Source organism: Erythrobacter ani (genome assembly GCF_019204025.1).
GTDB lineage: Bacteria > Pseudomonadota > Alphaproteobacteria > Sphingomonadales > Sphingomonadaceae > Erythrobacter > Erythrobacter ani.
In genome coordinates this window covers 490556-516850 of record NZ_JAGSPB010000002.1, presented here as the reverse complement: position 1 = coordinate 516850, position 26295 = coordinate 490556, and the positions used below count along the sequence as shown (strand labels likewise).

General features: G+C 60.7%; 23 protein-coding genes. 17 read left to right on the top strand and 6 right to left on the bottom strand.

Going from position 1 to position 26295, the window contains the following annotated elements; all coding sequences use genetic code 11:
* Positions 1 to 24 precede the first annotated feature (24 nt).
* From bchF to hemA, 14 genes are read left to right on the top strand one after another with little or no spacing between them, the layout of a single operon-like run.
* Positions 25 to 573, top strand: coding sequence for a 2-vinyl bacteriochlorophyllide hydratase (gene bchF, locus KCG45_RS09380; RefSeq protein ID WP_218316991.1), 549 nt, complete (start codon positions 25 to 27; stop codon positions 571 to 573).
* Complete coding sequence (locus tag KCG45_RS09375) at positions 570 to 1862, top strand: ferredoxin:protochlorophyllide reductase (ATP-dependent) subunit N (protein WP_218316990.1); 1293 nt, start codon at positions 570 to 572, stop codon at positions 1860 to 1862. Before bchF ends, KCG45_RS09375 begins: the two co-directional genes overlap by 4 nt.
* Positions 1863 to 1865: 3 nt before the next feature.
* Positions 1866 to 3434 (top strand): ferredoxin:protochlorophyllide reductase (ATP-dependent) subunit B, encoded by a 1569-nt coding sequence (gene bchB, locus KCG45_RS09370; protein ID WP_218316989.1) that lies wholly within the window; start codon positions 1866 to 1868, stop codon positions 3432 to 3434.
* Positions 3424 to 7050, top strand: a complete 3627-nt coding sequence (locus KCG45_RS09365; RefSeq protein WP_439648926.1) for a magnesium chelatase subunit H — start codon at positions 3424 to 3426, stop codon at positions 7048 to 7050. The genes bchB and KCG45_RS09365 overlap by 11 nt, the downstream gene beginning before the upstream one ends.
* A 16-nt stretch (positions 7051 to 7066) precedes the next feature.
* The gene (gene bchL, locus KCG45_RS09360; RefSeq protein ID WP_218316988.1) at positions 7067 to 7963 is read left to right on the top strand and encodes a ferredoxin:protochlorophyllide reductase (ATP-dependent) iron-sulfur ATP-binding protein; all 897 of its coding nucleotides are present in this window, start codon (positions 7067 to 7069) and stop codon (positions 7961 to 7963) included.
* Positions 7963 to 8682, top strand: coding sequence for a magnesium protoporphyrin IX methyltransferase (gene bchM / locus KCG45_RS09355; protein WP_218317617.1), 720 nt, complete (start codon positions 7963 to 7965; stop codon positions 8680 to 8682). The genes bchL and bchM overlap by 1 nt, the downstream gene beginning before the upstream one ends.
* Positions 8679 to 10142, top strand: a complete 1464-nt coding sequence (locus KCG45_RS09350; RefSeq protein ID WP_439648917.1) for a BCD family MFS transporter — start codon at positions 8679 to 8681, stop codon at positions 10140 to 10142. The genes bchM and KCG45_RS09350 overlap by 4 nt, the downstream gene beginning before the upstream one ends.
* Positions 10143 to 10188: 46 nt before the next feature.
* The gene (gene puhA / locus KCG45_RS09345) at positions 10189 to 10989 is read left to right on the top strand and encodes a photosynthetic reaction center subunit H (protein ID WP_218316987.1); all 801 of its coding nucleotides are present in this window, start codon (positions 10189 to 10191) and stop codon (positions 10987 to 10989) included.
* On the top strand, positions 10980 to 11678 hold the full coding sequence (puhB, locus tag KCG45_RS09340; RefSeq protein ID WP_369410769.1) for a photosynthetic complex putative assembly protein PuhB: 699 nt from the start codon (positions 10980 to 10982) through the stop codon (positions 11676 to 11678). The genes puhA and puhB overlap by 10 nt, the downstream gene beginning before the upstream one ends.
* The gene (puhC, locus tag KCG45_RS09335) at positions 11675 to 12157 is read left to right on the top strand and encodes a photosynthetic complex assembly protein PuhC (RefSeq protein ID WP_218316986.1); all 483 of its coding nucleotides are present in this window, start codon (positions 11675 to 11677) and stop codon (positions 12155 to 12157) included. The genes puhB and puhC overlap by 4 nt, the downstream gene beginning before the upstream one ends.
* Entirely contained in the window at positions 12157 to 12474 is a 318-nt protein-coding gene (locus KCG45_RS09330; RefSeq protein ID WP_218316985.1) for an O2-dependent cyclase accessory protein, read from the top strand. The genes puhC and KCG45_RS09330 overlap by 1 nt, the downstream gene beginning before the upstream one ends.
* Positions 12471 to 13532, top strand: a complete 1062-nt coding sequence (gene acsF / locus KCG45_RS09325; protein WP_218316984.1) for a magnesium-protoporphyrin IX monomethyl ester (oxidative) cyclase — start codon at positions 12471 to 12473, stop codon at positions 13530 to 13532. The genes KCG45_RS09330 and acsF overlap by 4 nt, the downstream gene beginning before the upstream one ends.
* Positions 13526 to 14329, top strand: a complete 804-nt coding sequence (gene puhE, locus KCG45_RS09320) for a putative photosynthetic complex assembly protein PuhE (RefSeq protein ID WP_218316983.1) — start codon at positions 13526 to 13528, stop codon at positions 14327 to 14329. The genes acsF and puhE overlap by 7 nt, the downstream gene beginning before the upstream one ends.
* Positions 14330 to 14352: 23 nt before the next feature.
* Entirely contained in the window at positions 14353 to 15573 is a 1221-nt protein-coding gene (hemA, locus tag KCG45_RS09315; RefSeq protein ID WP_218316982.1) for a 5-aminolevulinate synthase, read from the top strand.
* Between the two features lie 111 nt (positions 15574 to 15684).
* Here the strand turns inward: hemA and KCG45_RS09310 are convergent, their stop codons facing one another.
* On the bottom strand, positions 15685 to 16278 hold the full coding sequence (locus tag KCG45_RS09310) for a plastocyanin/azurin family copper-binding protein (RefSeq protein ID WP_218316981.1): 594 nt from the start codon (positions 16276 to 16278) through the stop codon (positions 15685 to 15687).
* Between the two features lie 249 nt (positions 16279 to 16527).
* Between KCG45_RS09310 and KCG45_RS09305 the strand changes: the two genes are divergently transcribed.
* Positions 16528 to 17322: a DUF1499 domain-containing protein gene (locus KCG45_RS09305; RefSeq protein ID WP_218316980.1), complete on the top strand. Its 795-nt coding sequence runs from the start codon at positions 16528 to 16530 to the stop codon at positions 17320 to 17322.
* Positions 17323 to 17326: 4 nt separating this feature from the next.
* On the opposite strand, the gene KCG45_RS09300 is transcribed toward KCG45_RS09305, so the two are convergent.
* The 5 genes from KCG45_RS09300 to eda are packed head-to-tail and all read right to left on the bottom strand — an operon-like array spanning position 17327 to position 23198.
* A complete protein-coding gene (locus KCG45_RS09300) occupies positions 17327 to 17932 on the bottom strand; it encodes a CDP-alcohol phosphatidyltransferase family protein (RefSeq protein ID WP_218316979.1) in 606 nt (201 codons plus the stop codon).
* A 12-nt stretch (positions 17933 to 17944) separates the two neighbouring features.
* Entirely contained in the window at positions 17945 to 19279 is a 1335-nt protein-coding gene (locus KCG45_RS09295) for a NupC/NupG family nucleoside CNT transporter (protein ID WP_255548110.1), read from the bottom strand.
* Positions 19243 to 21381 (bottom strand): dihydrolipoyl dehydrogenase family protein, encoded by a 2139-nt coding sequence (locus KCG45_RS09290; RefSeq protein ID WP_218316978.1) that lies wholly within the window; start codon positions 21379 to 21381, stop codon positions 19243 to 19245. Before KCG45_RS09290 ends, KCG45_RS09295 begins: the two co-directional genes overlap by 37 nt.
* 45 nt (positions 21382 to 21426) lie before the next feature.
* The gene (locus tag KCG45_RS09285) at positions 21427 to 22548 is read right to left on the bottom strand and encodes an FAD-dependent oxidoreductase (protein ID WP_255548109.1); all 1122 of its coding nucleotides are present in this window, start codon (positions 22546 to 22548) and stop codon (positions 21427 to 21429) included.
* Positions 22549 to 22559: 11 nt separating this feature from the next.
* The gene (gene eda / locus KCG45_RS09280) at positions 22560 to 23198 is read right to left on the bottom strand and encodes a bifunctional 4-hydroxy-2-oxoglutarate aldolase/2-dehydro-3-deoxy-phosphogluconate aldolase (protein WP_218316977.1); all 639 of its coding nucleotides are present in this window, start codon (positions 23196 to 23198) and stop codon (positions 22560 to 22562) included.
* A 268-nt stretch (positions 23199 to 23466) separates the two neighbouring features.
* Between eda and KCG45_RS09275 the strand changes: the two genes are divergently transcribed.
* Positions 23467 to 25254, top strand: a complete 1788-nt coding sequence (locus KCG45_RS09275) for an ABC transporter transmembrane domain-containing protein (RefSeq protein ID WP_218316976.1) — start codon at positions 23467 to 23469, stop codon at positions 25252 to 25254.
* The gene (locus tag KCG45_RS09270) at positions 25251 to 26294 is read left to right on the top strand and encodes an HlyD family secretion protein (RefSeq protein WP_218316975.1); all 1044 of its coding nucleotides are present in this window, start codon (positions 25251 to 25253) and stop codon (positions 26292 to 26294) included. The genes KCG45_RS09275 and KCG45_RS09270 overlap by 4 nt, the downstream gene beginning before the upstream one ends.
* The last annotated feature ends 1 nt before the right edge of the window (position 26295 follow it).

Below are 26295 nucleotides of genomic sequence, written 5' to 3'. Positions count from 1 at the left end.
TGAGGGAAAGGTAGTCTCGAAGAGATGACTTGGCAGGATCATGCATCCCCAGTCGCCTCCGCATCTGAGACGCTGCGGACAGACGACAGTCCAGGGATTAAGGGAGCGCTCTATTCTGCGGATGAGCGGCAACGCCGTGACGAGTCTGTCTGGACCATCGTTCAAGGTGTGCTTGCCCCGCTGCAATTCCTCGTCTTCATCGCCAGCCTCGCGCTTGTCACCCGCTATTTGATGACCGGCGAAGGCGCATTCGCGGCCGACCTTTCGATCGTGGTCAAGACGCTCGTCCTCTACACCATCATGGTCACCGGCTCGATCTGGGAAAAGGTCGTGTTCGGCAAATGGCTATTCGCCCCGGCGTTCTTCTGGGAAGACGTGTTCTCGATGCTCGTTCTGGCGCTTCACACGCTTTACCTCGTGATGTTGCTGGGTGCGATCGGCACCGTTGAAGAGCGTATGCTCGTCGCGCTGGCCGCCTACGCCGCCTATGTGGTGAACGCCGTGCAATTTCTTCTCAAGCTGCGCGCCGCACGGCTTCAGGCAGCCTCCGAACCTCAGGCGGTTCCGGCATGAGCGCGGCTTCTACCCTCACTGGCTGTGCCCAGCCGACTACCACTGAGCAGCGCCCGATCCTGCGGGAACGCGGCCAGCGCGAAGTGTTCTGCGGGCTTACCGGTATCGTATGGCTCCACCGCAAGATGCAGGATGCCTTCTTCCTGGTGGTTGGCTCACGGACCTGCGCACATCTTCTGCAGTCTGCAGCAGGCGTGATGATCTTTGCCGAACCGCGCTTCGCGACGGCGATCATGGAAGAACGCGATCTTGCCGGGATGGTCGATTGCCAGGACGAGCTCGACCGAGTGGTCGGACGGCTGCTGGAACGCCGACCGGACATCAAGACCCTGTTTCTGGTCGGTTCCTGTCCTTCCGAAGTCATCAAGCTAGATCTTGCCAAGGCTGCCGAGCGTCTTGGCGCGCAGCACATGCCCGCGGTTCGAATCCTCAACTATTCGGGCAGCGGGATCGAGACGACCTTTACCCAAGGCGAGGATGCCTGCCTCGCGGCGCTGGTGCCGGAAATGCCTGCAGCCGCATCGGACGCAGCGCTGGACCTACTGATCGTGGGATCGCTTCCCGACATCGTCGAAGACCAATTCCTGCGTATCTTCGCAGAATTGGGTATCGAACGTGTCGGTTGCCTGCCTGCCCGCAATGCCCGCGATCTTCCCTCCGTCGGTCCGAACACCCGCTACCTTCTCGCTCAACCCTTCCTCGCAGAAACGGCGATGGCTCTTGAAGGTCGCGGCGCGAAAAGGCTCGATGCATTGTTCCCGTTCGGCGCAGAGGGCACGACCAGCTGGCTCAAGGCTGCTGCTGTCGCCTTCGACATAGACGAAATGCACTTCAACCGCGTGATTGCGCCCGGCCGCGAGCGCGCCAAGCGCGCGATCTCGCATGCCAAGGCGCAACTCGAAGGAAAGCGCATCAGTTTCCTGCCGGACTCGCAGCTCGAAGTGCCGCTTGCCCGTTTTCTCGCGACCGAACTGGACATGATCCCTGTCGAAGTGGGTACGCCTTATCTGCACCGCAGCCATTGCGCTCAGGAGCTGGACCTGATCCCGCCGTCGGCCCGTATCAGCGAAGGCCAGGACGTGGACCGTCAGCTCGACAGGGTTCGTGCGGACAGGCCTGACCTCACAGTTTGCGGTCTTGGTCTCGCCAATCCGCTCGAATCCGAAGGGCTCAGCACCAAGTGGGCGATCGAACTCGTCTTTTCGCCGATCCACGGCTTCGACCAGGCCGGCGACCTCGCCGAACTCTTTGCGCGCCCGCTCCGGCGGCGCGACGTGCTGGAGGTATAGGCGATGCAGCTATCCGTCTGGACCTATGAGGGACCTCCGCATGTCGGCGCGATGCGCGTCGCAACGGCGATGGAAAAGCTGCACTACGTTTTGCATGCCCCGCAGGGCGACACCTATGCGGACCTGCTTTTCACTATGATCGAGCGGCGCGGCAAACGCCCGCCCGTCACCTACACGACATTCGAAGCGCGCGATCTCGGCAAGGATACGGCCGAACTTTTCCAGACTGCCGCACGCGAAGCGGCCGACCGGTTCAAACCACAGGCGATGATCGTCGGCGCGTCGTGCACCGCCGAGCTGATTCAGGACGATCCTGCTGGCCTGAGCGAAGCGATGGACCTGCCCTGTCCGGCGATCCCGCTCGAACTGCCAAGCTATCAGCGCAAGGAGAACTGGGGCGCTGCCGAGACGTTCTACCAGATCGTCCGCACGCTGGCCGACAAGTCGATCACGCGGCCTGAGCGCGAAGGCAGAGCGGCACGCGCCAACATCCTCGGACCATGCGCTCTCGGCTTCCGCCACCGCGACGACCTGGTCGAAATCCGTAAGATCCTCGATGCGCTCGGCGTGGAAGTGAACCTCGTCGCCCCGCTGGGCGCGACACCGCAAGACATCACGCAGATCGGCGCCGCCGATTTCAACATCGTACTTTATCCAGAGATCGCTGACGAAGCGGCACGCTGGCTCGAAAAGACATTCGGCCAGCCCGCCATTCGCAGCATCCCTATCGGAGTGGGGGCCACACGTGCTTTCATTACCGACGTCGCCGAGTTGGCAGGTGCAGATCCCACGCCTGCCCTCGGCGACAATCATTCCCGGATGCCCTGGTGGAGCCGGAGCGTCGATTCGACCTACCTCACCGGCAAGCGTGTCTTCATTTTCGGCGATGCTACGCACGCCGTCGCCGCTGCCCGGATCGCTCGCGACGAGCTCGGTTTCGAGGTCTGCGGTCTCGGCTGCTACAATCGAGAATTCGCCCGCGAGATTCGTGCTGCTGCGAAAGAACACGGTGTCGAACCGCTGATCACGGACGACCATCTTGCGGTTGAAGACGCGATTGCGGCGGCATCGCCCGAACTGGTGCTTGGCACACAGATGGAGCGCCATATCGCCAAGCGGCTTGGTCTTCCATGCGCGGTGATCTCGTCGCCCGTCCACGTTCAGGATTTTCCCGCACGGCATTCCCCGCAAATGGGTTTCGAAGGCGCGAATGTGATCTTCGATACGTGGGTGCACCCACTGGTCATGGGTCTCGAAGAACACCTGCTCACCATGTTCCGTGAGGACTTCGAATTTTCCGACGAGGCGGGTGCATCGCATCATGCGGCGCATTCGCCCAGGCCGACGATGGCGCATGCATCGAACGTCGACGCCGATCTTGTCGAAGAGCCGATCCTCGCTGCCAATGACGGTTCGCTATGGACGAGCGAAGCCGAGCGTGAATTGAAGAAAATCCCGTTCTTCGTGCGCGGCAAGGCCCGCCGCAACACAGAGGCTTTCGCACTCGACCAAGGCCGGGCGGAAATCGACCTTGAGACGCTCTATGACGCGAAAGCCCACTATGCCCGGTAGTGCGCCCGCCTCGATTATGGCGCACAGGACTGCGCCGGTCCGGGTCGTGATCGTCACTCTCGACAATCATCTGAAGGGTGCGGTCGAGCGTGCAAGCAGCGCGCTCTCGCGAGAAAACATCTCGCTCAGCCTGCATGCCGCCGCCGATTGGGACCGCGACACAGCTTCGCTCGAAACCGCGAAGCAGGCGATCGAGCAGGCCGACATCGTCATTGCGACCATGCTGTTCCTCGACGACCATTGCCGCGCCATCATGCCGACACTGGAAGCGCGCCGGGAACATTGCGACGCGATGGTTTGCCTGATGTCCGCAGGCGAGATCGTGAAACTCACTCGCATGGGGGGCTACAGCATGGATGCCCCTGCCAAGGGTCCACTGGCGCTGCTCAAGAAACTGCGCGGGTCGAAAAAGCAGGGGGCGAGTTCCGGCGCGGGCCAGATGAAGATGCTGCGACGTCTTCCGAAAATCCTGAAGTTCATTCCTGGCACTGCCCAGGATGTGCGCGCCTATTTCCTTACGATGCAATATTGGCTCGCGGGTTCAGACGAAAACGTGATCGCGATGGTGCGTTCGCTGATCGATCGGTATGCGGCGGGCGAGCGCGCAGGACGGCGCGGGATCACCAAGGCCGAGGCCCCGCTCGAGTATCCCGAAACCGGGGTCTATCACCCGCGCAGCAAGCAGCGCATTTCCGAAAGCCTGCGCGTTCTGCCTCGCGACAAGGCTCCGGGCGGGACTGTCGGCCTGATCCTGCTTCGCTCCTACCTGCTTGGCCACGATAGCGGTCATTACGACGCCGCCATCGCATCGTTCGAAGCGGCCGGCATGAAAGTCGTCCCCGTCTTCGCCAGCGGGCTGGATGCGCGTCCGGCGATCGAGAAATTCTTCCTCGACCAGGATGGACAGCCGGTGGTCGATGCCATCGTCAATCTGACCGGTTTCTCACTGGTCGGAGGCCCGGCCTATAACGATGCGGAGGCTGCCCGCGCAGTCCTGGGCACGCTGGATGTTCCATATCTCGCCGCACACGCCATCGAGTTTCAGACGATCGAAGAATGGCGCGAACGCCCGCAAGGCCTCCTGCCTCTCGAAGCGACGATGATGGTCGCCCTGCCCGAGCTCGACGGGTCCATCGTACCGAGCGTCATCGGCGGACGGGCCGGCGAAGGCGCCGTGTGCAATGGCTGCGATCGTCGGTGTGAACGCCCGGCGTCGGATCATTTGCGCCCCATGCAGGGCTGCCCCGAACGCACCGAGGCCCTCGCCGCGCGGGTCGGCAAGCTGATCGAACTGCGCCGCAGCGAGCGGGCGGAGCGCAAGCTTGCCGTCGTCCTTTTCAACTTCCCGCCGAACGCGGGGGCAACGGGAACAGCGGCGTTCCTGTCGGTCTACGCCTCGCTCCATGCAACGCTGAGACGGCTCTCGGCCGAGGGTTATTCCGTCGATGTGCCGGAAACGGTCGATGCGCTGCGCGACATGCTGCTCAAGGGCAATTGCGAACGGTACGGCGCAGACGCGAATGTCGCGGCGCGCATCGCTGCCGACGATCACGTCCGGCGCGAACCGCATCTGGCAGAGATCGAAGCGCAATGGGGCCCTGCGCCCGGCAAGGCGCAAAGCGATGGTGGCCACATCCAGGTACTGGGACAGCATTTCGGGAATGTGTTCGTCGGTATCCAACCTGCATTTGGTTACGAAGGCGATCCCCTGCGCCTCTTATTCGAAGGCAATTTCGCCCCGACCCACGCCTTCAGCGCATTCTACCGCTGGATTCGCGAAGATTTCGGCGCGCACAGCGTGCTGCATTTCGGAACGCACGGCGCGCTCGAATTCATGCCAGGCAAGCAGGCGGGCATGACCGGCGATTGCTGGCCCGACCGGCTGATCGGCGATCTGCCGCATTACTATCTCTACGCCGCCAACAACCCTTCGGAAGGCATGCTGGCAAAGCGGCGTTCCGCGGCGACGCTGATCAGCTACATGACGCCGCCGCTCGCGCAGGCCGGACTTTACAAGGGGCTGACCGAGCTCAAGGCCAGTGTCGAGCGCTGGCGGATCACCGCGGACGATGGCGAAGGCCATTCGGAACGCGCCGATCTCGCCGAGATAATTCGCGACCAATGCGATGCGCTGGACATCGAATGCGGCGACATCGGCGACCTTTCCGGCAGGCTCTACGAACTCGAAGAAACGCTCATCCCGCATGGACTGCATGTCCTAGGCTCCAATCCCGAAGGCGCGCAGCGCGAGGACATGCTGGACGCCATGCTCGAAGCGTCGAGCGACGATGACGCCGATCGCGGGAAACTGGGTGAAAAACTCGATGCGAGCGACGAACTCGGTTCGCTGATCCACGCACTCGATGGCGGATACGTCCAGCCTGCACCGGGCGGCGACATCGTGGCCAACCCCGATGTCCTTCCGACCGGCCGCAACATCCACGGCTTCGATCCCTTCCTCATTCCCAGCGCCTATGCCTGTCAGCAAGGGCAGGATCAGGCGGAGCGGCTGATCGCCCGTCACGTCGAGAGCGGGAAACCTTTCCCCGAGAGCATTGCGATGGTGCTTTGGGGCACGGACAACATGAAATCCGAAGGCGTCCAGATCGCTCAGGCGATGACGCTGATGGGAGCAAAGCCGCGGCGCGACAGCTATGGTCGCCTCTGCGGAGCCGAGCTGATCGCGCTCGAACAGCTGGGCCGTCCCCGCATCGACGTCGTGATGACGCTTTCCGGCATTTTCCGCGACTTGCTGCCCCTGCAAACACGCATGCTTGCCGAAGCAGCTCTGCTCGCGAGCCAGGCGGATGAGCCGGCCAATGCCAACTTCGTTCGCAAGCACAGCCTCGCCCATCAGGAAGCGCATGGATGCGACCTCGAAACGGCGGCTCTACGGGTCTTCTCCAACGCCGAAGGCGCATATGGCGCGAACGTCAATCAGATGATCGATGGCGGCGTTTGGGCCGACCCTGATGAGCTTGCCAACGCATTCGAAATCAACAAGGGCTTTGCCTACGGCGTGCACGGCGCGCCCATGCAGCAGCGCGAATTGCTGCAAAGCGCGCTCAAGGACGTCGAATTCACATACCAGAACCTCGAAAGCGTCGAGGTCGGGATCACCGATCTCGATCAATATGTCGACGGACTTGGCGGGGTGAGCCGTTCGGTCGCGCGGGCGAAGGGCGAAGAAGCGCCGGTCTACATTCTCGATGCCACGCGCGGGAACGCGAAAGTGCGCACGCTGTCCGAACAGATCGACCTCGAAACGCGCACGCGCACTCTCAATCCGAAATGGTTCGAGGGCATGCTGGATCACGGTTTCGAAGGGGTCCGGCATATCGAGATGCATGTGACCAACACGCTCGGCTGGTCCGCAACGACCGGTCAGGTGCAGCCATGGGTCTACCAGAAGATCAGCGAGACTTTCGTGCTCGATGAGGAAATGCGCCGACGCCTGGCTGAGCTCAATCCAAAAAGCTCCGCTCGCGTCGCGGGCCGGCTGCTCGAGGCGTGCGACCGGCATCTGTGGGAACCCGACGAAGAGACGCTCGCCGCCTTACGCGAAGCCAATGACGAACTCGAAGACCGCCTCGAAGGCGTTTTCGTGGCCGAATGAAACAAGGGATTATTCTATGAACCTGCACACTCCGAAATCCGGCTTTAGCCCACCCGATGGTGAAGGTTCGGTGCAGGTCCAGCTCGACCCGCACGATGCTATCAAGGGTGCGAAGGTCTTTGCCGTCTATGGCAAGGGCGGCATCGGTAAATCGACCACGTCTTCAAATCTCTCCGCCGCGTTTTCGAAGCTCGGTCACCGCGTGCTGCAGATCGGCTGCGATCCCAAGCACGACAGCACCTTCACCCTGACCAAGAAGCTGATGCCGACGGTTATCGACGTGCTGGAGACAGTCGAGTTTCATTCCGAGGAATTGCGGCCTGACGACTACATGTTCGAAGGCTATAACGGCGTTATGTGCGTCGAGGCCGGCGGACCGCCCGCAGGCACCGGCTGCGGTGGTTATGTCGTTGGCCAAACGGTCAAGCTGCTCAAACAGCATCACCTGCTCGAAGACACCGATGTCGTAATTTTCGATGTTCTGGGCGATGTGGTGTGCGGCGGATTTGCCGCCCCGCTCCAGCACGCAGAGCGCGCGCTGGTTGTCGCAGCAAACGATTTCGACAGCATCTTTGCCATGAACCGGATCGTTCAAGCCATCGGAGCGAAAGCGAAAAACTACGATGTGCGCCTTGCCGGTGTGGTTGCCAATCGCTCGAAGGAAACGGACGAGATCGATCGGTTTTGCGAAGAAATCGGCATGCCGCGGCTCGCGCATTTCCGTGACGTCGATGCAATCCGGCGGTCACGCCTCAAGAAATGCACCCTGTTCGAAATGGAAGACGCGCCTGACGTCATCCAGGCACAGGACGAATATCTGCGGCTGGCCGCCATGCTTTGGGCCGGGGTCGAACCGTCGACGGCCCAGCCGATGAAAGACCGCGACATCTTCGATTTTCTGGGGTTTGAATGATGGCAACACGATCACCGTCCGCGTACGAAGCCGGTCCCTATGCCGAGCGCCGCGAAGCGCTCGCGACCTATTTCGACAGCACCGCCAAACAGGCATGGATCGACCTCACATCGAATGCCAAGGTCAGCGGTATTCGCGCGACCGTTCGCGCGGGACGCGAACAAATGCGCGCGACGCTGCTCGACTGGCTGCCAGCCGATCTGCGCCGCACCCGCGTGCTCGATGCAGGCTGCGGCACTGGCGCGCTCTCGATCGCAGCCGCGTGCCGGGGCGGCGAAGTGACCGGCATCGATGTCGCGAGCGGGCTGGTCGACGTGGCCCGCGAACGCACGCCGAGCTTCATCGGACATGGGCGGATCGACTGGATGGCGGGCGACATGCTCGACCCTTCGCTCGGCACCTTCGCGCATGCTGTCGCGATGGATTCCTTGATCCATTACGCACCCGAAGATCTGGTCGATGCCGTGGAAAAGCTGGGTGAGCGCACGACGCATTCCATACTATTCACCTTTGCGCCGCTGACCCGGCTGCTCGGTGCGATGCACACGGTTGGCAAGGTCTTTCCCAAGAACAATCGTTCGCCCGCCATCGTGCCGGTGTCGGAAACCGAACTGCGCGCGCGCCTTGGCCGGCTCAGCGGTTGGAAAATCGGCCGCACGCAGCGCGTGTCGAGCGGGTTTTACACCAGCCAGGCACTAGAATTGGTAAGGCGTGGATGAGCAGCTCGCCCCGCCCTCCCTCCAACGCCTCAGCCGCCAAGGCTCCGGCCAATTGGACTGAATTCGCGATGGCCATGCTGCCTTTCGCGGATGCAGCGAGCGCCGACCTGCCGCTTGGCCGGTTGCTGCGGCTTGCGCTGTTCCAGTTCAGTGTGGGGATGGCAACGGTTCTCCTCAACGGGACGCTCAACCGGGTGATGATCGTCGAATTGCAGACGCCTGCATGGATCGTCGCGACATTGATCGCCATCCCGCTGCTGGTCGCGCCGTTCCGCGCGTTGATCGGGCACAAGTCGGATACGCACAAATCGGTGCTCGGGTGGCGCCGGGTCCCTTACATCTGGTTCGGATCGCTGCTGCAATTCGGCGGACTGGCGATCATGCCTTTTGCCCTACTGCTGTTCGATAACCCGGACCGGTTCAACATCGCGGTCGTCGCGGCTGCGGCGTCTTTCCTGATGACCGGTGCCGGATTCCATATAACGCAGACCGCGGGCCTCGCGCTCGCCACCGATCTCGCGCCGGAAGACAAGCGGCCCCGCGCCGTCGCGCTGCTATACGTGATGCTGCTGATTGGGATGATGTTTTCCGCTTTCGTGATCGGCGGCCTGCTGATCGAATTTACGCCGACCCGCCTCGTGCAGGTCATCCAGGGCGCAGCGGTTCTCACAATGATCCTCAACGTCGTCGCGCTGTGGAAGCAGGAAGCGCGCAATGTCGAAGTTACCGCGCCAGGTCGTGTAACACCGGATTTCCGTGAGCTGTGGCAGGCTTTCGTGAGAGACGGACGCAACGCGCGTCTGCTGACGGCGATCGGCATCGGCGCGGCCGGCTTCGCGATGCAGGACGCGCTGCTCGAACCATATGGCGGCGAAGTGCTTGGCCTGTCCGTCGGTGCAACCACCAGCCTCACCGGGGCGTGGGCATTTGGAGCGCTGATCGGTTTTATGCTTTCGGGCCGGATGCTGTCGCGCGGAGGTGATCCGCTACGCATCGCCGGGCTCGGCCTCGTAACAGGCGTTGCTGCTTTCCTCATCATCCTGTTTGCCGCACCCTTCGCATCGCCGGTGATGCTCTTCATCGGAGCTGCCGCCATCGGTTTGGGCCTCGGCCTGTTCTCGGTCGGCACACTGATCGAGGCAATGAACCTCGCCGAAAGCGCTTCCGCCGGTCTTGCTCTCGGTGCATGGGGCGCTGTGCAGGCGACCTGCGCGGGCGCCGGTATCGCCATTGGCGGGGCGCTGCGAGACACGGTCTCGGCGATCGTCATGAACGGCGATCAGACCACCGTAATCTCCACGCGGGCGACGGGGTACACCTTCGTCTACGTCATCGAAATCCTGCTGCTTATCGCAGGCCTCGCCGCGATCGGACCGCTCGTCGGTAGCGCTCGCAGATCCGCCACAGAATTACGGGAGGGCGCGGGCCAGCCGTTCGGCTTGCGCGAGTTCCCGACATGAATGCGGCCGCCGCTTCAGCCGCACTTAATACCGAGAGGAACGTGTAATGAATAACACTTACATTGTCGGGACATTCGATGTTGCCGAACTCGCTTTCCTTGCATTCTTCGTATTTTTCGTCGGATTGGTGATCTACCTCAATCGCGAAAGCCGCCGCGAAGGATACCCGCTCGAGGATGAATTCACCGGGAAGGTGCAGGCCGGACTGCCGCTTTCCGATGCGGGTAAGAAGACGTTCAAGCTGCCCCATGGGCGCGGCGTATACGTGCCCGAAGATGTCGCGCGCGATCCCGTCGAAGTGCCGGGTGTTCGCACCTTCCGCGCCGGCGGTGCGCCCTACTCCCCGACCGGCGATGCCATGAAGGACGGGTTCGGCGCAGCATCGTATGCCAATCGCAACGACTATCCCGACCTGACATTCGATGGAAACCTGCGCATCGTCCCTATCGCAGACAGCCATGACATCGTCATCGCGCCCAACGATCCCAATCTGGTCGGCTGGCCGGTCATCGCCGCCGACAAAAAGGTCGCAGGCACCGTCAGCGATATCTGGGTCGATCAATCGGAACACATCATCCGCTATCTCGAGATCACTACCAACGCGGGGACGAAAGTCCTTGCGCCGATGAATGTCGTGGCGGTCCAGACCAAAGGGCTTCTCACCGGCATCCTTCCGGATAATCCCGAGCAGGTCGAAATCAGCGCGATCACTTCCGAGCAGTTCGAGGCGGTTCCGGGGCTCGCGAAGCCCGGCCAGATCACCCGGCTCGAGGAAGACAAGATCATGGGCTATTATGGCGGCGGTTACCTGCATGCCACAGCGGAACGGAGCGAACCGTGGCTGTGAACACGCCTCCTCCTGAGCTCGATGGTCCGAGCGCCGATGGTGATCCCATGGGCACACCAGCCGCAGATGAGCGGGTGCTGTGGCAGGGGCGCCCGGACCTTCCGGTCCTTGCCCGCACCGCGTTTCACACCCGCACGGTCGCGATCTATTTCGCGGGCCTCGTTGCGATCTCGCTGGTGTTCGGCAACACGAGCGCTGCGATTGTCTGCACCGTGCTGGGCGTGGCCGCGATTGCGATCCTGCAAGGGCTGGCCTGGCAGAGCGCGCGCAGCACGCTTTACATCCTGACCGATGCGCGGTTGATCATGCGGATCGGCATGGCGATCGAAACGCGCATCAACATTCCGCTGAAGCATATCGGCGCGGCGCATTTGAATGACCGAGGCAAGGGGCGCGGTGACATCGCGCTCGAGCTCAACGGTGAGCGGATGCTGGGCAATCTGCTGCTCTGGCCGCATGCACGTCCGTGGAAGTTCACGAAGCCGCAGCCAATGCTCCGTGCCATCCCGGATGCGGCCAGCGTCGCGAGCATGCTTTCGGATGCCTGCGCGAATTTCTCTGCCATCGAGCGCAATTTGACCGAGATCAAGGAAGAGCGAGCCGGAACCGGTCAGCAGGTGAACGGCCCTGCTGCACCCGCGCATAACGGAGCGGTTCAGGATCGCGGTTTTGAAGGAGCGCCTGCATGATCGTCCGCGAGTACGAAGAAGACGAAATCACCGTCCATAAACTGCCACTCATCATGATGGGCAGCGTGGCGGCGTTCTGCCTGGTGCTGACTGCGGCGGTCAGCCTCGGCTTCGTCGATCGTACAGCTGTCGCGAATGACGTGCGCGCTCAGGAAGGCATCACATCTGCCGAAACCCGCAGCCTCAAATTCTACGACGAGGCCGACGGGTCGGTCCGGGTCGAGGATGCGATGAGCGGCGAGGAAGTGGCGCGTTTCGGGGTCGGCCATGGCGGTTTCGTACGTTCGAGCCTGCGCAGCCTCGTGCATGAGCGCCGCATCAGGGGCATCGGCTCCGCAACTCCCTTCGACCTTGTTCGATGGACTGACGGATCGCTTTCCCTGCGCGACAGCACGACGGGTGAAAGCGTCGAACTGGCCTCATTCGGGTCGGACAACCGGGCGGTGTTTGCCGCCATGCTCAAAGAGGAGATGCGTTGATGGGATCCGGCGCCACTCAAACATCCACAGCACGGGCAAGGCGGTTCGACACGCCCTGCACCATTTCAGTCGAGCAAAGCTCGGAACATTTCCACGCGCATGTCGAGCTCGACGGCGAGGTTGAATTGCAGCCCGGTGACAAGGTCCGCGTCCATGGCGATCCGATCACCATTCCTTTTGGTCACAGCGCCGTGTTCGAACGTGCAGCGACGGTGACGCGCGCCGGACCAGTGGAGCGCGCCATGACCAGGCTGGCCGCGTATTTCGATCTCAAGGAATTGTACGAAGTCAGCTTCAATCCAGGGAGGATCAAATGAACGCTCACGCTCCAATGACCAGCGAAGACGCGATGGAGATTGCGACCCAGGACACCATCCTCACACCGCGTTTCTACACCACCGATTTCGATGCGCTCGACGCGATCGATGTGTCGCTGGTGCGTGAGGAATGGGACCAGCTTATCGCCGATATGAAAGGCGATCCGAACAAAACGCACTTCAAACACAATGACAGCTTCGCCGGAATCATAGAAAACCTCGAGCCGGAATTGCGTGCCGAGTTCACCGATTTTCTGGTCAGCTCCATGACATCGGAATTTTCGGGCTGCGTGCTGTACGCCGAGATCGCCCGTCGCACGAAGAACCCCGACGTGAAACAGTTGTTCAAACTGCTGGCCCGGGATGAGAGCAGGCATGCAGGCTTCATCAATGAATCGCTCAAGGACGCAGGGATCGGTGTCGATCTTGGATTCCTGACGAAGACAAAGAAGTACACCTACTTCAAACCGAAATTCATCTGGTATGCGGTCTATCTCTCCGAAAAGATCGGTTACGCCCGTTACATCACGATCTATCGGCACCTCGCCGCCAATCCGCAGCACAGATTCCACCCGATCTTCGACTGGTTCGAGGAATGGTGCAACGACGAGTTCCGCCACGGCGAAGCGTTCGCGATGCTGATGCGTGCCGATCCGCAGCTGCTAAAAGGCCACAACAAGTTGTGGATCCGGTTCTTCCTGCTTTCGGTGTACGCGACGATGTATGTGCGCGACCATGCCCGCCCGGTTTTCCACAGGGCGCTGGGCGTCGACCCAACCGAATATGACTATGAGGTGTTCAAGGTCTGCAACCAGATCAGCCGCCAGGTCTTCCCGGTCGAACTCGACATAGACAATCCCGCCTTCCGCGCGAATATGGAGGCGCTGCGCCAGGCAGCTCTGCGGATCGAGGCTGGCAAGGAGCAGGGCGGCATTGGCGGCCTCGCAAAACGCGTCAGCGGGACGGTTGGCGCAGGCTGGAATTTTGCAAAGATGTACTTCCAGCGCACCAAGCCGAACACCCTCCCGCAATCGATCCGGCTGCAGCCTGCATGGTAAGCTGGAGCGGCCATATTGTTCCGTTCATCGTGACGGTAGCGATCTGGTTTGTCGCAACCGGGCTCATTGCCTGGGCCGACAACCGCGAGCGCGCGACATTTTCTCGCAGTCTCATGATCGGCGGAGCATGCGGCATTGCCGGGCTCATCACGATCCTAATCGCTTCGCAGTCGGCGGAGCTTTGGGCGGTATACCTCGCATTCGTCGGTGCGCTGATGGTGTGGGGCTGGCATGAAATCGGCTTCCTCACCGGCGCGGCTGCCGGTCCGCGCCGCGTGGCCGCCGATGCAAGCCTTCGCGGTGCGCGGCGTTTTGCGCAGGCCAGCGCAACAGTGATCCATCACGAGGTCGCACTGGCATTGACCGCGCTCCTGCTGATTTCGCTATCGTGGAATGCACCCAACCAGATCGGAGCGACGGTATTCGTGTTGCTCTTTGCGCTGAGACTTACGGCGAAGATCAATATGTTCGTGGGCGTACCCAACTCGACCGCAGAAATGCTCCCGCTGCACCTCGCCTATCTCAAAACGTATTTCGGCCGGAACCGCATGACGGCGCTGCTCGCCGGCTCAATTCTGGCCATCACCGCTGTTGGCGCCTGGTTCGGTTCGCTCGCGCTTGCCGCCCCGGTCGGCAGTGCGGAAATGGTCGGGGCAAGCCTGCTCACGACTTTGTGTTTTCTGGGAGTGCTCGAGCACATGTTTCTCGCGCTTCCGTTTAGGGACGGAATGCTGTGGGGCTGGGCTCTGCCAAGCCGGACCACAAGTAATCGGTCAAAACCGGATCTGGGGTTATAAGAATGCAAGCAGAGGGAAATCCGATGGATTACGAAGCGTATTTCGCAAGCGAGCTGGACGGCGTGCGCGAAGAGGGACGCTACCGCGTCTTCACCGATATCAAGCGGCATCGCGGCAAGTTTCCGCATGCGACGCGCTTCGTCGAAGAGGGTACGCAGGCTGTCACGGTTTGGTGCTCCAATGATTATCTCGGCATGGGGCAGCACCCGACAGTGATCGAGGCGATGCATGATTGCCTGGATGAATGCGGTGCCGGTGCTGGCGGCACGCGCAACATTTCGGGTACCAATCATTACCATGTCGAGCTTGAGGCCGAGCTTGCCGACCTTCATGGCAAGGAAGCCGCTCTGCTGTTCACGTCGGGCTACGTCTCTAACTGGGCTGGCCTCGGCACGCTCGCTTCCAAAATCCCCGGATGCGTGGTGTTCTCGGACGCTCTCAACCATGCCTCCATGATCGAAGGAATTCGCCACAGCCGCGCGCCTTACAAGATCTGGAAACACAACGATCCGGAGGATCTCGATCGGATGCTGTCCGAATTCGGACCAGAAGTGCCAAAACTTGTCGCGTTCGAAAGCGTGTACTCGATGGACGGGGATATTGCCCCGATCGCCGAGATACTCGACGTATGCGAGAAACATGGAGCGATGAGCTACATCGATGAAGTGCATGCCGTCGGCCTGTATGGCCCGCGCGGCGGCGGCATTGCCGAGCGCGAAGGCCTGATGGACCGGATCACCGTGATCGAGGGAACATTGGGCAAAGCATTCGGCGTGATGGGCGGTTATATCGCGGCCAGCAGCAACCTCGTCGATTTCGTCCGCAGCTTCGCGAGCGGATTCATCTTTTCGACCGCCCTGCCCCCCGCCGTCGCAGCCGGTGCCGCCGCGAGCATTCGTCATCTCAAGGCCAGCGACGAGGAACGCGACGCGCAAAAAGACCGGGTGCGCCAGGTGCGCCGCAAGCTCGATATCATGGGCATCCCTCATCTCGACAATCCCAGCCACATCATTCCTGTGATGGTCGGCGATGCGCACAAGTGTAAACGCATCAGCGACTGGCTGATGGATAATCACGGCATTTATGTGCAGCCGATCAATTACCCCACCGTCCCGGTCGGGACGGAGCGGCTGCGGTTGACACCCTCGCCCGTGCACAGCGATGGTGATATCGATGCCCTGATCACTGCATTAAGCGAGATCTGGTCGCAATGCGAGTTGGCCCGCATGGCGACAGCCGCCTGATCATGCGAACCTAACACCGCGTCAAATCCGACATTTCGGCAATAGAAAAGGGCGGCGTGGAATTCCCACGCCGCCCTTTCTGTTTGGCCTAAGCCGCTAAAGTCGAAAGACTTAGCCGCCGAGCATGCCTTCGGATTCGGCCTGCTCGAAAATCTCGTTGAATTCACGTCCAGCAAGACCAGGATGGCTCACGGCTTTCGCGGAATCGAGATTGTCGGTCATCCCGTCGCCCTCGACAATGATCATACCGATCATGCCGGCTGCGTAGTGCGGGATGCACTGGTAACCGTAGATGCCCGGTATCGGCAGGACGTAGGAAACTTCTTGGTTGATCTCGCCTTCCCAACCGCGTGCGCCTTCGGGAATCATGCCGTCGATCGAGGACGACTGGTGGGTCGGGTCGGTCGGGATGAAACGGACCGTGTCACCGACCTGCGCCGTGATCAGGCGGGGTTTGAACACCTGCAGACCGCTCGAATCGTCGGGGTCGCGCGTATACATGTTGATGTCGATGACCGTGCCGTTCGCTTCCACTTCTGGCTCGGTCGGAGCAGCTGCCGTTGCTGGCGCTGCCGCTTCCACTTCGGCCGGTGCTGCAGCGGTTTCTTCAGCTGGTGCGGTTTCTCCGTCGGTACGGCCGCCACAGGCCGAAACCGTCACAAGACTTGCCAGCGCGATCGCGCTCATCAGGGTAGTACGCTTCATGTCTGTCTTCCTCTTTATGACTTCAAACCTGCACGAGGGCAGGCATAAACCAGTTCTTGCGGCAGTAAATTCGTGGAGTGGCACGGTTTTTCTCTCGCGCAGTCCGTCCCTTCCGCGTGACCTCAACGCACGAGCAGCATTCAGTTTCCCAATAAAGTTCCTCTCCTGCGGGCGACCGCTACCCTACGCCAAGTTCTTGCATAAAAGTTCGATCATTGCCAACCGCTGCCCGCTCGCTAAACAGGCCCCATGAAAAAACTATCGCTAAATAGGCTGATCGCTGCGCTGATCGTAATTGTGCCCATCTATTTCATGGTGGCGGCACTGGGGACGAAATTCGGTCTGTGGAGCTGGCAATTCAGCTTGGGTACTCTGATCAGGGACGGCGGCCCCATTCTGCTCGGCCTGACCGCCATCATATCCCTGATCGCGCTGATCCTTGCCGTGGTGAAGAAACCCCGCAAAGGCTGGCTGCTCCCCGCATTCGGGATTGCCGTGCCTGCTGCAATCTTCGCCATGCTCGCGACGACCGGATCGACGGCTGAAGAAAATCCGATCCACGACATTGCGACCGATACATCGAACCCTCCCGAGTTTTCGGCTGCAACAATGCAAGATCGCGAAGCGTTCGGCGCAAATCCCCTTAGCGATTACCAGACGCCGTTGGGCGATCTGGAGATGTATAGCGGTGCGGCGCCCGAGCTCGCGATCAAATCGCACGCGCAGATCATCAATGAGACTTATGCGGATCTCGCGCCACTTCCGCTTGGCGGAGCGAGCAAGGCCGATGCGATTGCTGCTGTCGCGGCGGCAATGGGCAATCTGGGCTTTACCGACATACGCACTGATGCCGATACCGGGCGGGTCGAAGGCGTGGCCGAGACCTTCTGGTTCGGTTTCAAGGACGATGTCGTCGCCCGTATCGGAGAAAACCAGATCGATTTCCGCTCAGTCAGCCGGGTCGGGCGAAGCGACCTGGGTGCCAATGCAGCCCGGATCGCCGAACTGCGAGAGCGAGTGTCCAATCAGATCGGCCAGCGCTGAAACATCAGTCGCTGAATTGGATGATCGCAAGCGCGCTGCGCTGGATCACCGTCAGTACGCACAGCGCGGCATATCCGTAGGCAAGCACTGCGAACCATCCGGGGAACACGCACATCGCGATAAAGATCACGATGGTCTCGGTGCCTTCGGCCAATCCAGTCGAGTAGAAAAAACTCTTCTTTCCATGTGCGTCAGTCTCTTCCCCCCGATTGCTCGCGATGACGGCGAAGGCGAGGAAGCTTACCCCGGTTAGCACGAAGCTGGCGACCAGCACCAATGCGGGCAGCGTGTTGCTCTCGGCCAGCACTCCGAAGCCGAGCGGAATTGACACATAGAACGCGAAATCCGCAACGATATCGAAGTAACCTCCCAGGTCGGTCGGGCCTTTGACCCGTGCCACCGCACCATCGAGCCCGTCGGATATCCTGTTGGCAATGATCAGCGCCAGGCCTGCCCACACATGCCCGAATGCAATCGCAGCCGCCCCTGAAAGGCCGAGCACAAGACCGGCGAATGTCAGCATATTCGCGCTGATGCCCGCGGATGCCAGAGCATGGCCGATCCGGTTCAAAGGGGGATCGATCAGCGGTCTGAGCTTCGCATCGAGCATTATCGTCGAACCCTATCTTCCGATCGTGACGAGGCCGATCCATGCCCCCGTCATCGCCGTTGCGATATTGCCGGCGATCCAGCTCTTCATACCGAGACCAGCCGCCTCCGCACGGCGCTCCGGGCAGAGCGTACCGATGGTCGAGACGAGCAGCCCTACGCTCGCGAGATTGGCCACCCCGCACAAGGCATATGTCACGATCAGCAGGCTGCGCGGGGCGAAGGTCCCTTCGGGCAGAGCTGCAAGTTCCAGATACGCCACGTATTCGTTGAGGATGGCCTTCGTCCCCATCACTCCGCCCGCGGCCTGAGCTTCCGCCCAAGGGATGCCGATGGCCCACATCAATGGAGCAAATATCCAGCCGAATATGCGTTTGAGCGTCAGCGGCTGCTCGCCCACCAGCGGCAGGAGCGCGAGTATTTGATCGGTCAGAGAGACCAGTGCGAACACCACGATGATGACCGCGATGACCGCGAGGAACAGCTGCATTCCGTCCATCGTGCCCTTCACTATTGCGTCGATGCTGCTTTCGTATCTCAACCCCGGCTCGCCGCGCTCGTCGTCGGAGTTATCGGTGTCCGTGGCGACATCATCCGGCGTTCCCGGTACCATCAGCTTTGCGATGAGCAGCGCTGCCGGGAGCGATACGAGAGACGCGGAGATCATGTGCCCGACAGCGTCGTCGACCGTCTCTCGCAACGTGGTGGCATAAAGGATAAGGATCGCGCCGCTGATGGTCGACATTGCGAGCACCATGACCTGAAACAGTTCCGCGCGGCTCATCCGCGCGAAATAGGCCCGCACGACCAGCGGGCTTTCTACCACTCCCAGAAACATGTTCGCCCCGCCCGATAAGCCGACCACGCCGCTAACTCCGAGCGACTTGCGAAGCAGCAAAGAGAGGCCGTTCACAAGCCAGCGCAGGACGCCCCAGTGCCACAGGAGCGCTGCAAGCGCGCTGAACACTATCACCAGCGGCAATATCTGAAACGCGATGATAAGCGGGGGATCGACGCCCTCTTTCAGCTCGAAGGGGAGAGGCGCCCCGCCGAGATACCCGAACATGTATGACGATCCATCGAGCGTCGCCCGTTCGATCGCCGCGACACCTTCATTGGCGAGCGTCACGATGTCCCAGATGTAGGGTACGCGCACGATAGCCAGCGCCAATACGCCTTGTAGCGCGAGCGCGCCTGCCATCCAGATCCAACCTGGACGCCCACTGCGATCCTCGCTCAGCGTCCACGCGATTAGCAGCAGGAGGGCGAGGCCGAATATACCGCGCAGCTGATCGAACAGTTCCAAGGCTGCTATCCACGCCGCCAGGAATGGTATTTCTCGACCCATTTCAGCAGCTTTTCGGGCTTGTTCGCGCGCTTCCAGTTGCCGGCAGCAAACTTGTTGGCCTCAGCCATGGTGGGGTAGGAATGGATCGTGCCAAGGATCTTGTTCAAGCCGAGCTTGTGCTTCATCGCGAGCACGTATTCGGCGAGCAATTCCCCGGCATGGGCTCCCACGATGGTTGCACCAAGGATCGTATCCTTGCCTGGAACCGTCAGCACCTTGACGAAACCCTTGGTATCGCTCTCGGTAATCGCCCGGTCGAGATCGTCGAGCCCGTATGTTGTAACTTCGTAGTCGGTGCCCTGCTCCTTCGCCTCGGTCTCATTCAGTCCGACGCGGGCGAATTCCGGATCGAGGAAGGTCACAGCCGGGATGACGCGGTAATCGGCCTTGAATTTCTTGAACTGGCCGAACAGCGCATTGACGCTGGCGAACCAGGCCTGATGGCTGGCTGTATGCGTAAACTGGTAGGGCCCGGCCACATCACCGGCGGCGAAGATGTTCGGGAATTTCGTCGCCAGGAACTCATCCGTGTTCACAGTCTTGTCCGTGTCGACTCCGATGTCCTCCAGGCCGAAACCCTTCAGCCGAGCCTTGCGCCCGACGGCGACGATCAGGGTATCGAACGGGATGGGGCTTTCGCTGCCGTCCGCTTCGGCGATCAGCGTGCTCCCTTCAATGCGGACAGCCTTGTGACCGGTAAGGACTGACACGCCTGCGCCTTCGAGCACGGATTTGGCCAGTTCCGATACCTCTGCATCCTCTCTGCCGAGGACGCGGTCAGCCATCTCGACCTGAGACACATCCGATCCGAGCCGGGCCAGCGCCTGCGATATCTCGCAACCGATCGGCCCGCCTCCGAGGACAGCGACGCGCGCAGGTGGAGCATCCATTTGCGCGAATGCATCCCACATGGTTTCGCTGGTCAGGTAGCCGCTTTCCTCGATCCCGTCGATCGGTGGGACCACTGGCTCAGCGCCGCTGGCGATGATGATGCTGCGTGCGGTGAGACGCTGCGACTGACCATCGTTCCCCGCAATCTCGACCGTCCAGGGGTCGATGATGGTGGCGTATCCCTTCACCACATCGACTCCGAGATCGGTATACCGCTCCACACTGTCATGCGGCTCGATGGTCTTGATGATGTCGATCACGCGGGCAATTGTTTCGCGGAACGGCACTTCGGGTTCGACCGGTCTCAATCCGTATCTGTCGGCATTCCGCATGGTCGATGCAACCTTCGCGCTCTTGATAAGCGCTTTGGACGGGACGCAGCCCGTGTTGAGGCAATCGCCGCCCATCTCGTTTGCTTCGACGAGCGTAACCTTCGCCTTTACCTGCGCAGCAATATAAGCGGATACGAGCCCCGCAGACCCCGCCCCGATCACGATGAGGTTACGGTCGAAACTCTTTGGCCTGGTGAAGGCCGCATACACCTTACGCCGCTTGATGATGCCGATGATGCCCTTGGCGATCCAGGGCGCAATGCCGAGCAGCACGAACGAGCCGATCACGCCGGGCGATGCGATCCCCGAAAGGCTGTCGATCTGCGCCAGTTGAGTGCCTGCATTGACGTAGACAATCGTGCCGAGCAACATTCCGATCTGGCTGACCCATGCAAAGGTCCAGGTCTTTATCCGGGTCAGCCCCATGACAAGGTTCACCACGAAGAACGGGAACAGCGGGATCATGCGGATCGTGAACAAATAGAACGCGCCGTCACGCTCCAACCCGTCATTGATGGCTTTCAACCTTTCGCCAAAGCGGCTCTCGACACTGTCCCGCAAGACATAGCGCGATGACAGAAACGCTAGAGTCGCGCCCAATGTCGAGGCGAAGGACACGAGAATGGTCCCGACAACGAGGCCAAACAAAGCGCCCGCCGCGAGCGTCAGGATGGCCGCGCCGGGGAGCGAGGCCGCCGTAACTCCGACGTAGATCGCGAAGAAGCCAGCGAGGACGAGGGCCGGATTTTCCTGGTAGAATTGGTCAGCATCACTCGCACGCTGCTTGATCGCTTCTATCGTCAGGTAACTGCCGAGATCGAACAGGAAATACGCCGCAATGAGCGCAGCGATTGCGGCGATGATGATGGTTTTCTTCATTCGATACCCCTGATGGCGGGCGATTCGCCATGTTTGCGCCAAGCGTTACATGTTTCCGCCAAGGCGCGCATATTTTGCTATCCAGCGGGTGTCGATCCAGTGTTTCAGACGCCCCATCCATCGTCCCTGCGCTGCGACGTGCCCGTAACTCGCGATGGCAGAACCGTTGCCGGTCGACATCAGATAGAGGTTTCGCCCGCGCGGCCGATAGCTGCTACGCGGCTCCTGATTATCGAGGATTGCCCGCAAAGTCTGCGCCAGCACTGGCCCTGCATAAACCGCGTGAACGCCCGAATGGGCGACTTCGATATCCATGCGCCGAGCTACATCACCCACAGCAAGCATATGAGGGTGCGAAACGGATCGCTGGAACTCATCGACGGCGATCAAACCGTCTGCATCGCATTCCAGCCCGCTTTGCCCGGGCCACTCCGGCGCCGCGCTCCCCAAGGCCGCCACGATTAAGCCGACAGGCTCCAGCGATATCCCGCCTGCCACGAGCGCTTCGTTCCGGATCACCGCATTCTCGGTGATTACAGAGATCTGCTGCCGTTCCAGTTCGGCCAAGACCTTGCTTCGGACGGCACGTGACATTTCTGGTAGAAGTCCATCGCTGCCCGTCACCAGGCAGACCTCGGAGCGTCCGCTTGCCCCTTCCCTGTTGCGGAGAGCAAAAGCCAGCTCGACGCCGCCAGGACCACCGCCGATGACGCCAATTTTCGCCGGACCGCTTTGGTTCAGTTGCCATGCCGCGAATTGCTCTACGAACCGGTCGATAGGCCTGACGTCAATCATGCGCGGGTCGTCGCCGAGGACGGATTGAGCGCGCCCTGTTCCGCCCGTGTCGATCGAAGCGATGTCGAATGCGATCGCGCGATCACCCCGCGTTCGCGCAATCCGTTCATGGGGATCGATAACAGCGCACCAGTCGAGGACCAGCTCTACCCCTGCCTGCCGCGCGAGCGATGCGATGTCGACAAGCCCTGCGTCACGGTCGTACTGGCCGCTGATCCAGCCGGGCACCATGCCGGAATATCGCAGGGTCGGATGCGGCGTCAGAAGCGTGGCTCGATCTGCTGGCAGCCCATGCTTGATCCAGTCGGCCAGCACCGCGACATGGGCGTGACCGCCTCCTATCAGCAGGACGTGTTTCTTATTTGCAGACAATGCAGGGCGGCTCAGTCGCGGACTGACCGAGCCAGATCAATGGCCTGCCGCGCCAGTGCCGTAACTGCGCCGAAGTTCCCGCCAGCAACCGCATCATTGGGCGTGAGCCAGCTTCCACCGCATGCCAGGACATGTGGGAGTGCAAGGAAATCTGGCAGGTTCGCGGGCGATACACCGCCCGTCGGCATGAAGCGCATTTCCCGGAAGACAGAACCTAACGCCCTGAGCATCGGAACGCCGCCCGCAAGGCTCGCTGGGAAAAATTTCACTTCGCGCAGTCCGAGAGCGTACGCGCGCTGGACTTCTCCGGCCGTGACTGTGCCGGGAAAGAAGGGCAGGCCTTCATCGAGACAGTACTTCGCGATATCGTCGACGAGACCGGGCGAGACAATGAACTGCGCCCCGGCTGCATGAACCTGGCGCGCCTGATCGAGCGTCAGCACGGTGCCCGCGCCCACAATCAGATCACCGCCCGCATCGACAATAGCCTGCATGCCTTCGAGCGCTCCTTCCCCACGCAGAACGACCTCGATCACGGTCAGACCGCCCTCTTGGAGCGCCTGTGCCGTTGCAACCGCCCGATCCGCATCGCTCTCATCAATGAGCGGTACGATCGGCGCAGCCTGCATCCGCTCGTTTAATTCCCGCATATGCTCTATCCTCTTCACGGTTCAGGACATCGATTAAGTTATTTTTATTCGCACTGCAGAAACTTCAATTCGGCACATGATTTGCAAAAGTCCCTGCTTCGCAATTTTTGCCCTTCCGAAAGTCGAATGTGCGGAACTTGTTTTTACACGGAACGTTTGAAGTGCGCTAAGGCAGGCTTTATAGCGCTAGCTCGTCCGGCTGGGATACCGGTATGAGCACAAAGACGAAATTCTTTTTTCGACGCTGAATGGACGGAATTTTTTGGCGATGGCCCCGGCGACCGACACTGCTAGCTACGGCTCCCGACTATCACTGGTGAAGTTTTTCCGCCGGTTTTTCGAGATCTTGAAGCCCGAAGCGAGCTTTTACTGGCTTGCTCTCGTCTATGGGGTAGGCATCAGCTTGCTCTCGCTCGCGACGCCGATCTCGGTGCAGATGCTCATCAACACCGTGGCCAATACCGCGCTAGCAGCACCGCTCGTGATCCTCTCGGTCACGCTGTTCGGGCTCCTTGTCCTGTTCGGGCTCCTCAATGCGTTGCGCATTCATTTAATGGAGCTGTTCGCACGGCGCTTCTATGCCCGTATGGTTGCCGAGATTTCGCTGATCTCGGTCTATGCACAAAACCCGTTTTTCGACGACAATAAACGGCTTGCCCTGTTCAACCGGTATTTCGACGTCATCATCGTGCAGAAAGCGCTTCCGATCCTCTTTATCGGCGGTTTCACTGTCGTTCTGCAGGTAGCGGTCGGGTTCGTCCTGGTCTCGCTCTATCATCCGCTATTCCTGGTCTTCACGCTCGTGATGAGCGCGCTGATCTGGGTGATCTGGCTGGTTTGGGGCAGCCGCGCAGTGCGGACCGGAATCGATCTTTCCCACGCGAAGCACGAAACGGCGGCCTGGCTCGAGACGCTTGGCGGATCGAATGGCTTCTTCAAATCGCAAAGGCGCATCGATTACGCGCTCGACCGCACGGACCATTACACGCACGGATACATCGATCAGCGCAAACGGCATTTTCGCCAGCACTTTGCACAGACCATCGCATTCCTGCTGCTCTATGCCGGCGCGAGCGCGGTGCTTCTCGGCCTCGGAGGCTGGCTCGTCATCCAGGGGCAATTGACGCTCGGCCAATTGGTCGCGGCAGAACTGGTGTTATCGGTCGCGTTTTTCGGCGTTGCGCAGTTGGGCACGTATCTGACCTATTTCTACGATCTATGCGCCGCAATCGAAGAGCTCACCCTGTTCTACGATGTCGAGCAGGAAGAGCCCGCTGGCGACAGTCCCGTCAGCGGTGACGATCACACGCTCAGGTTCAAGAACGTCCGCGGCAAGGCGCGGCATGAAACGGCTGAATTCAATCTCGAAATTCCAAGCGGCTCGATCATGATGGCGGCGGCGAGCCAACCGGGCATCCAGCGGCTCTTTACGAACCTGTTGAGGATGCATGAACTGCCGCAGGGTGGCTTCGCAACAATGGGCGGCATCGATCTGCAGGAGATCGAGGCCTACAATTTGCGCAAGGACGTGCATGTGCTCGAGCGGCCGACTTTCGTCGGCATGACCATCAGGGAATATCTTGGCCTGTCCTGTCCCCTGACCGCTCCGAAACGTATGGTGAAAGCCCTCGAAACCGTTGGATTGACGGAGACGATATCGAATTTTGAAAAGGGGCTGGATACTTCGATCGCATCGACAGGGTGGCCGCTTTCCCCTGTTGAGCTGCAGCAACTCAAATTGGCCAATGCCCTGCTCGAACAACCGCGCATCCTTGTCCTGAGCCAGCTGTTCGACCTGCTCGACGAGGACAATCTCTCACGCGCTGTCACGGAACTTCGCGAGCAAGCCTATTCGACCGTGATCTGCTTTTCGAACAGGCGGATCGATCTTGGTTTCGACAAGTTCCTCTATCTCGAAGCCAGTCAGCAGACCTATTTCGAAAACTTCGATGATTTCTGCATGGCCGTTAATCAGAAACCACCGCGAAAGCCGTCTGGCCCGCGCCCGCTTTCCCCGCCCAGCAACCTCGAAAACAGAGGGATCGCCGGAACATGAGCATTGTCACGCCAACGAAAGAAGATCTCGCGCACTTCACGGCGCTGCAGCAGATCAGGACGCCGCTGATCATGCGGACGGTGTACATCATCGTGCTCACAGCAATCGTCGCTCTTGTCGGGTTTCTGATATTCGTACCGTGGGTTCAGACGACCGGAGGTCAGGGCGTGGTCACCACTCTCAACCCGAACGAGCGCCAGCAGGAAATCAACGCGCTCGTTTCCGGCCGGATCGAAGAATGGTATGTCCGCGATGGGAGCGCAGTGCAGAAAGGGGATCCGATCGCGCGGATTGCCGACATCGACCCGCGACTTGTCGAGCGCCTTCAGGCCGAACGTCAGCAGGTACAGATCCAGCTCCAATCAGCGCAAAACGCGCTGGCGACCGCGCAGATTGATGAACGCCGCATGGCGGAACTGTTTGCAGCAGGTCTGACCGCGCGGCGCGATTTCGAGCAGGCTCAGATCCGCGTCGAAGAAATGCGCGGTCGCGTAGCGGAGGCTCAGGCAAACCTCACCCGCGCCGACACGTCATTGTCACGCCAGTCAGAGCAATTGGTTGTCGCTCCGCGCGATGGCTTCATCCAATCTGTCAACGCGGGCGACGCTGCCACATTGGTCAGCGCAGGCGATGTGCTTGCCTCCTTCGTCCCGGAAAACACCGAGCGGGTGATCGAGATATTCGTCGACGGCCGCGATGTCGGGCTAATCCAGTCCGGCGAAGACGCGCGCGTCCAATTCGAAGGGTGGCCTGCGGTGCAATTCAGCGGCTGGCCATCGGTCGCGATCGGGACATTCGCAGGCACCGTCACGACCGTCGATCAATCCGCGCAGGCCGATGGCCGTTTTCGCGTTCTGATCGCAGAGGATCCAGAGGGAGAGGAACCGTGGCCTGAGGAACGCTACGCCCGGTTCGGTGCCTCGGTGCGCGCCTGGGTGCTGTTGGAGACCGTTCCGGTGGGCTATGAAATCTGGAGGCAGCTCAACAACTTCCCACCCGAATTACCGGTCGCGCCGGACAGCCAGGGCCAGGCTCTCTAGC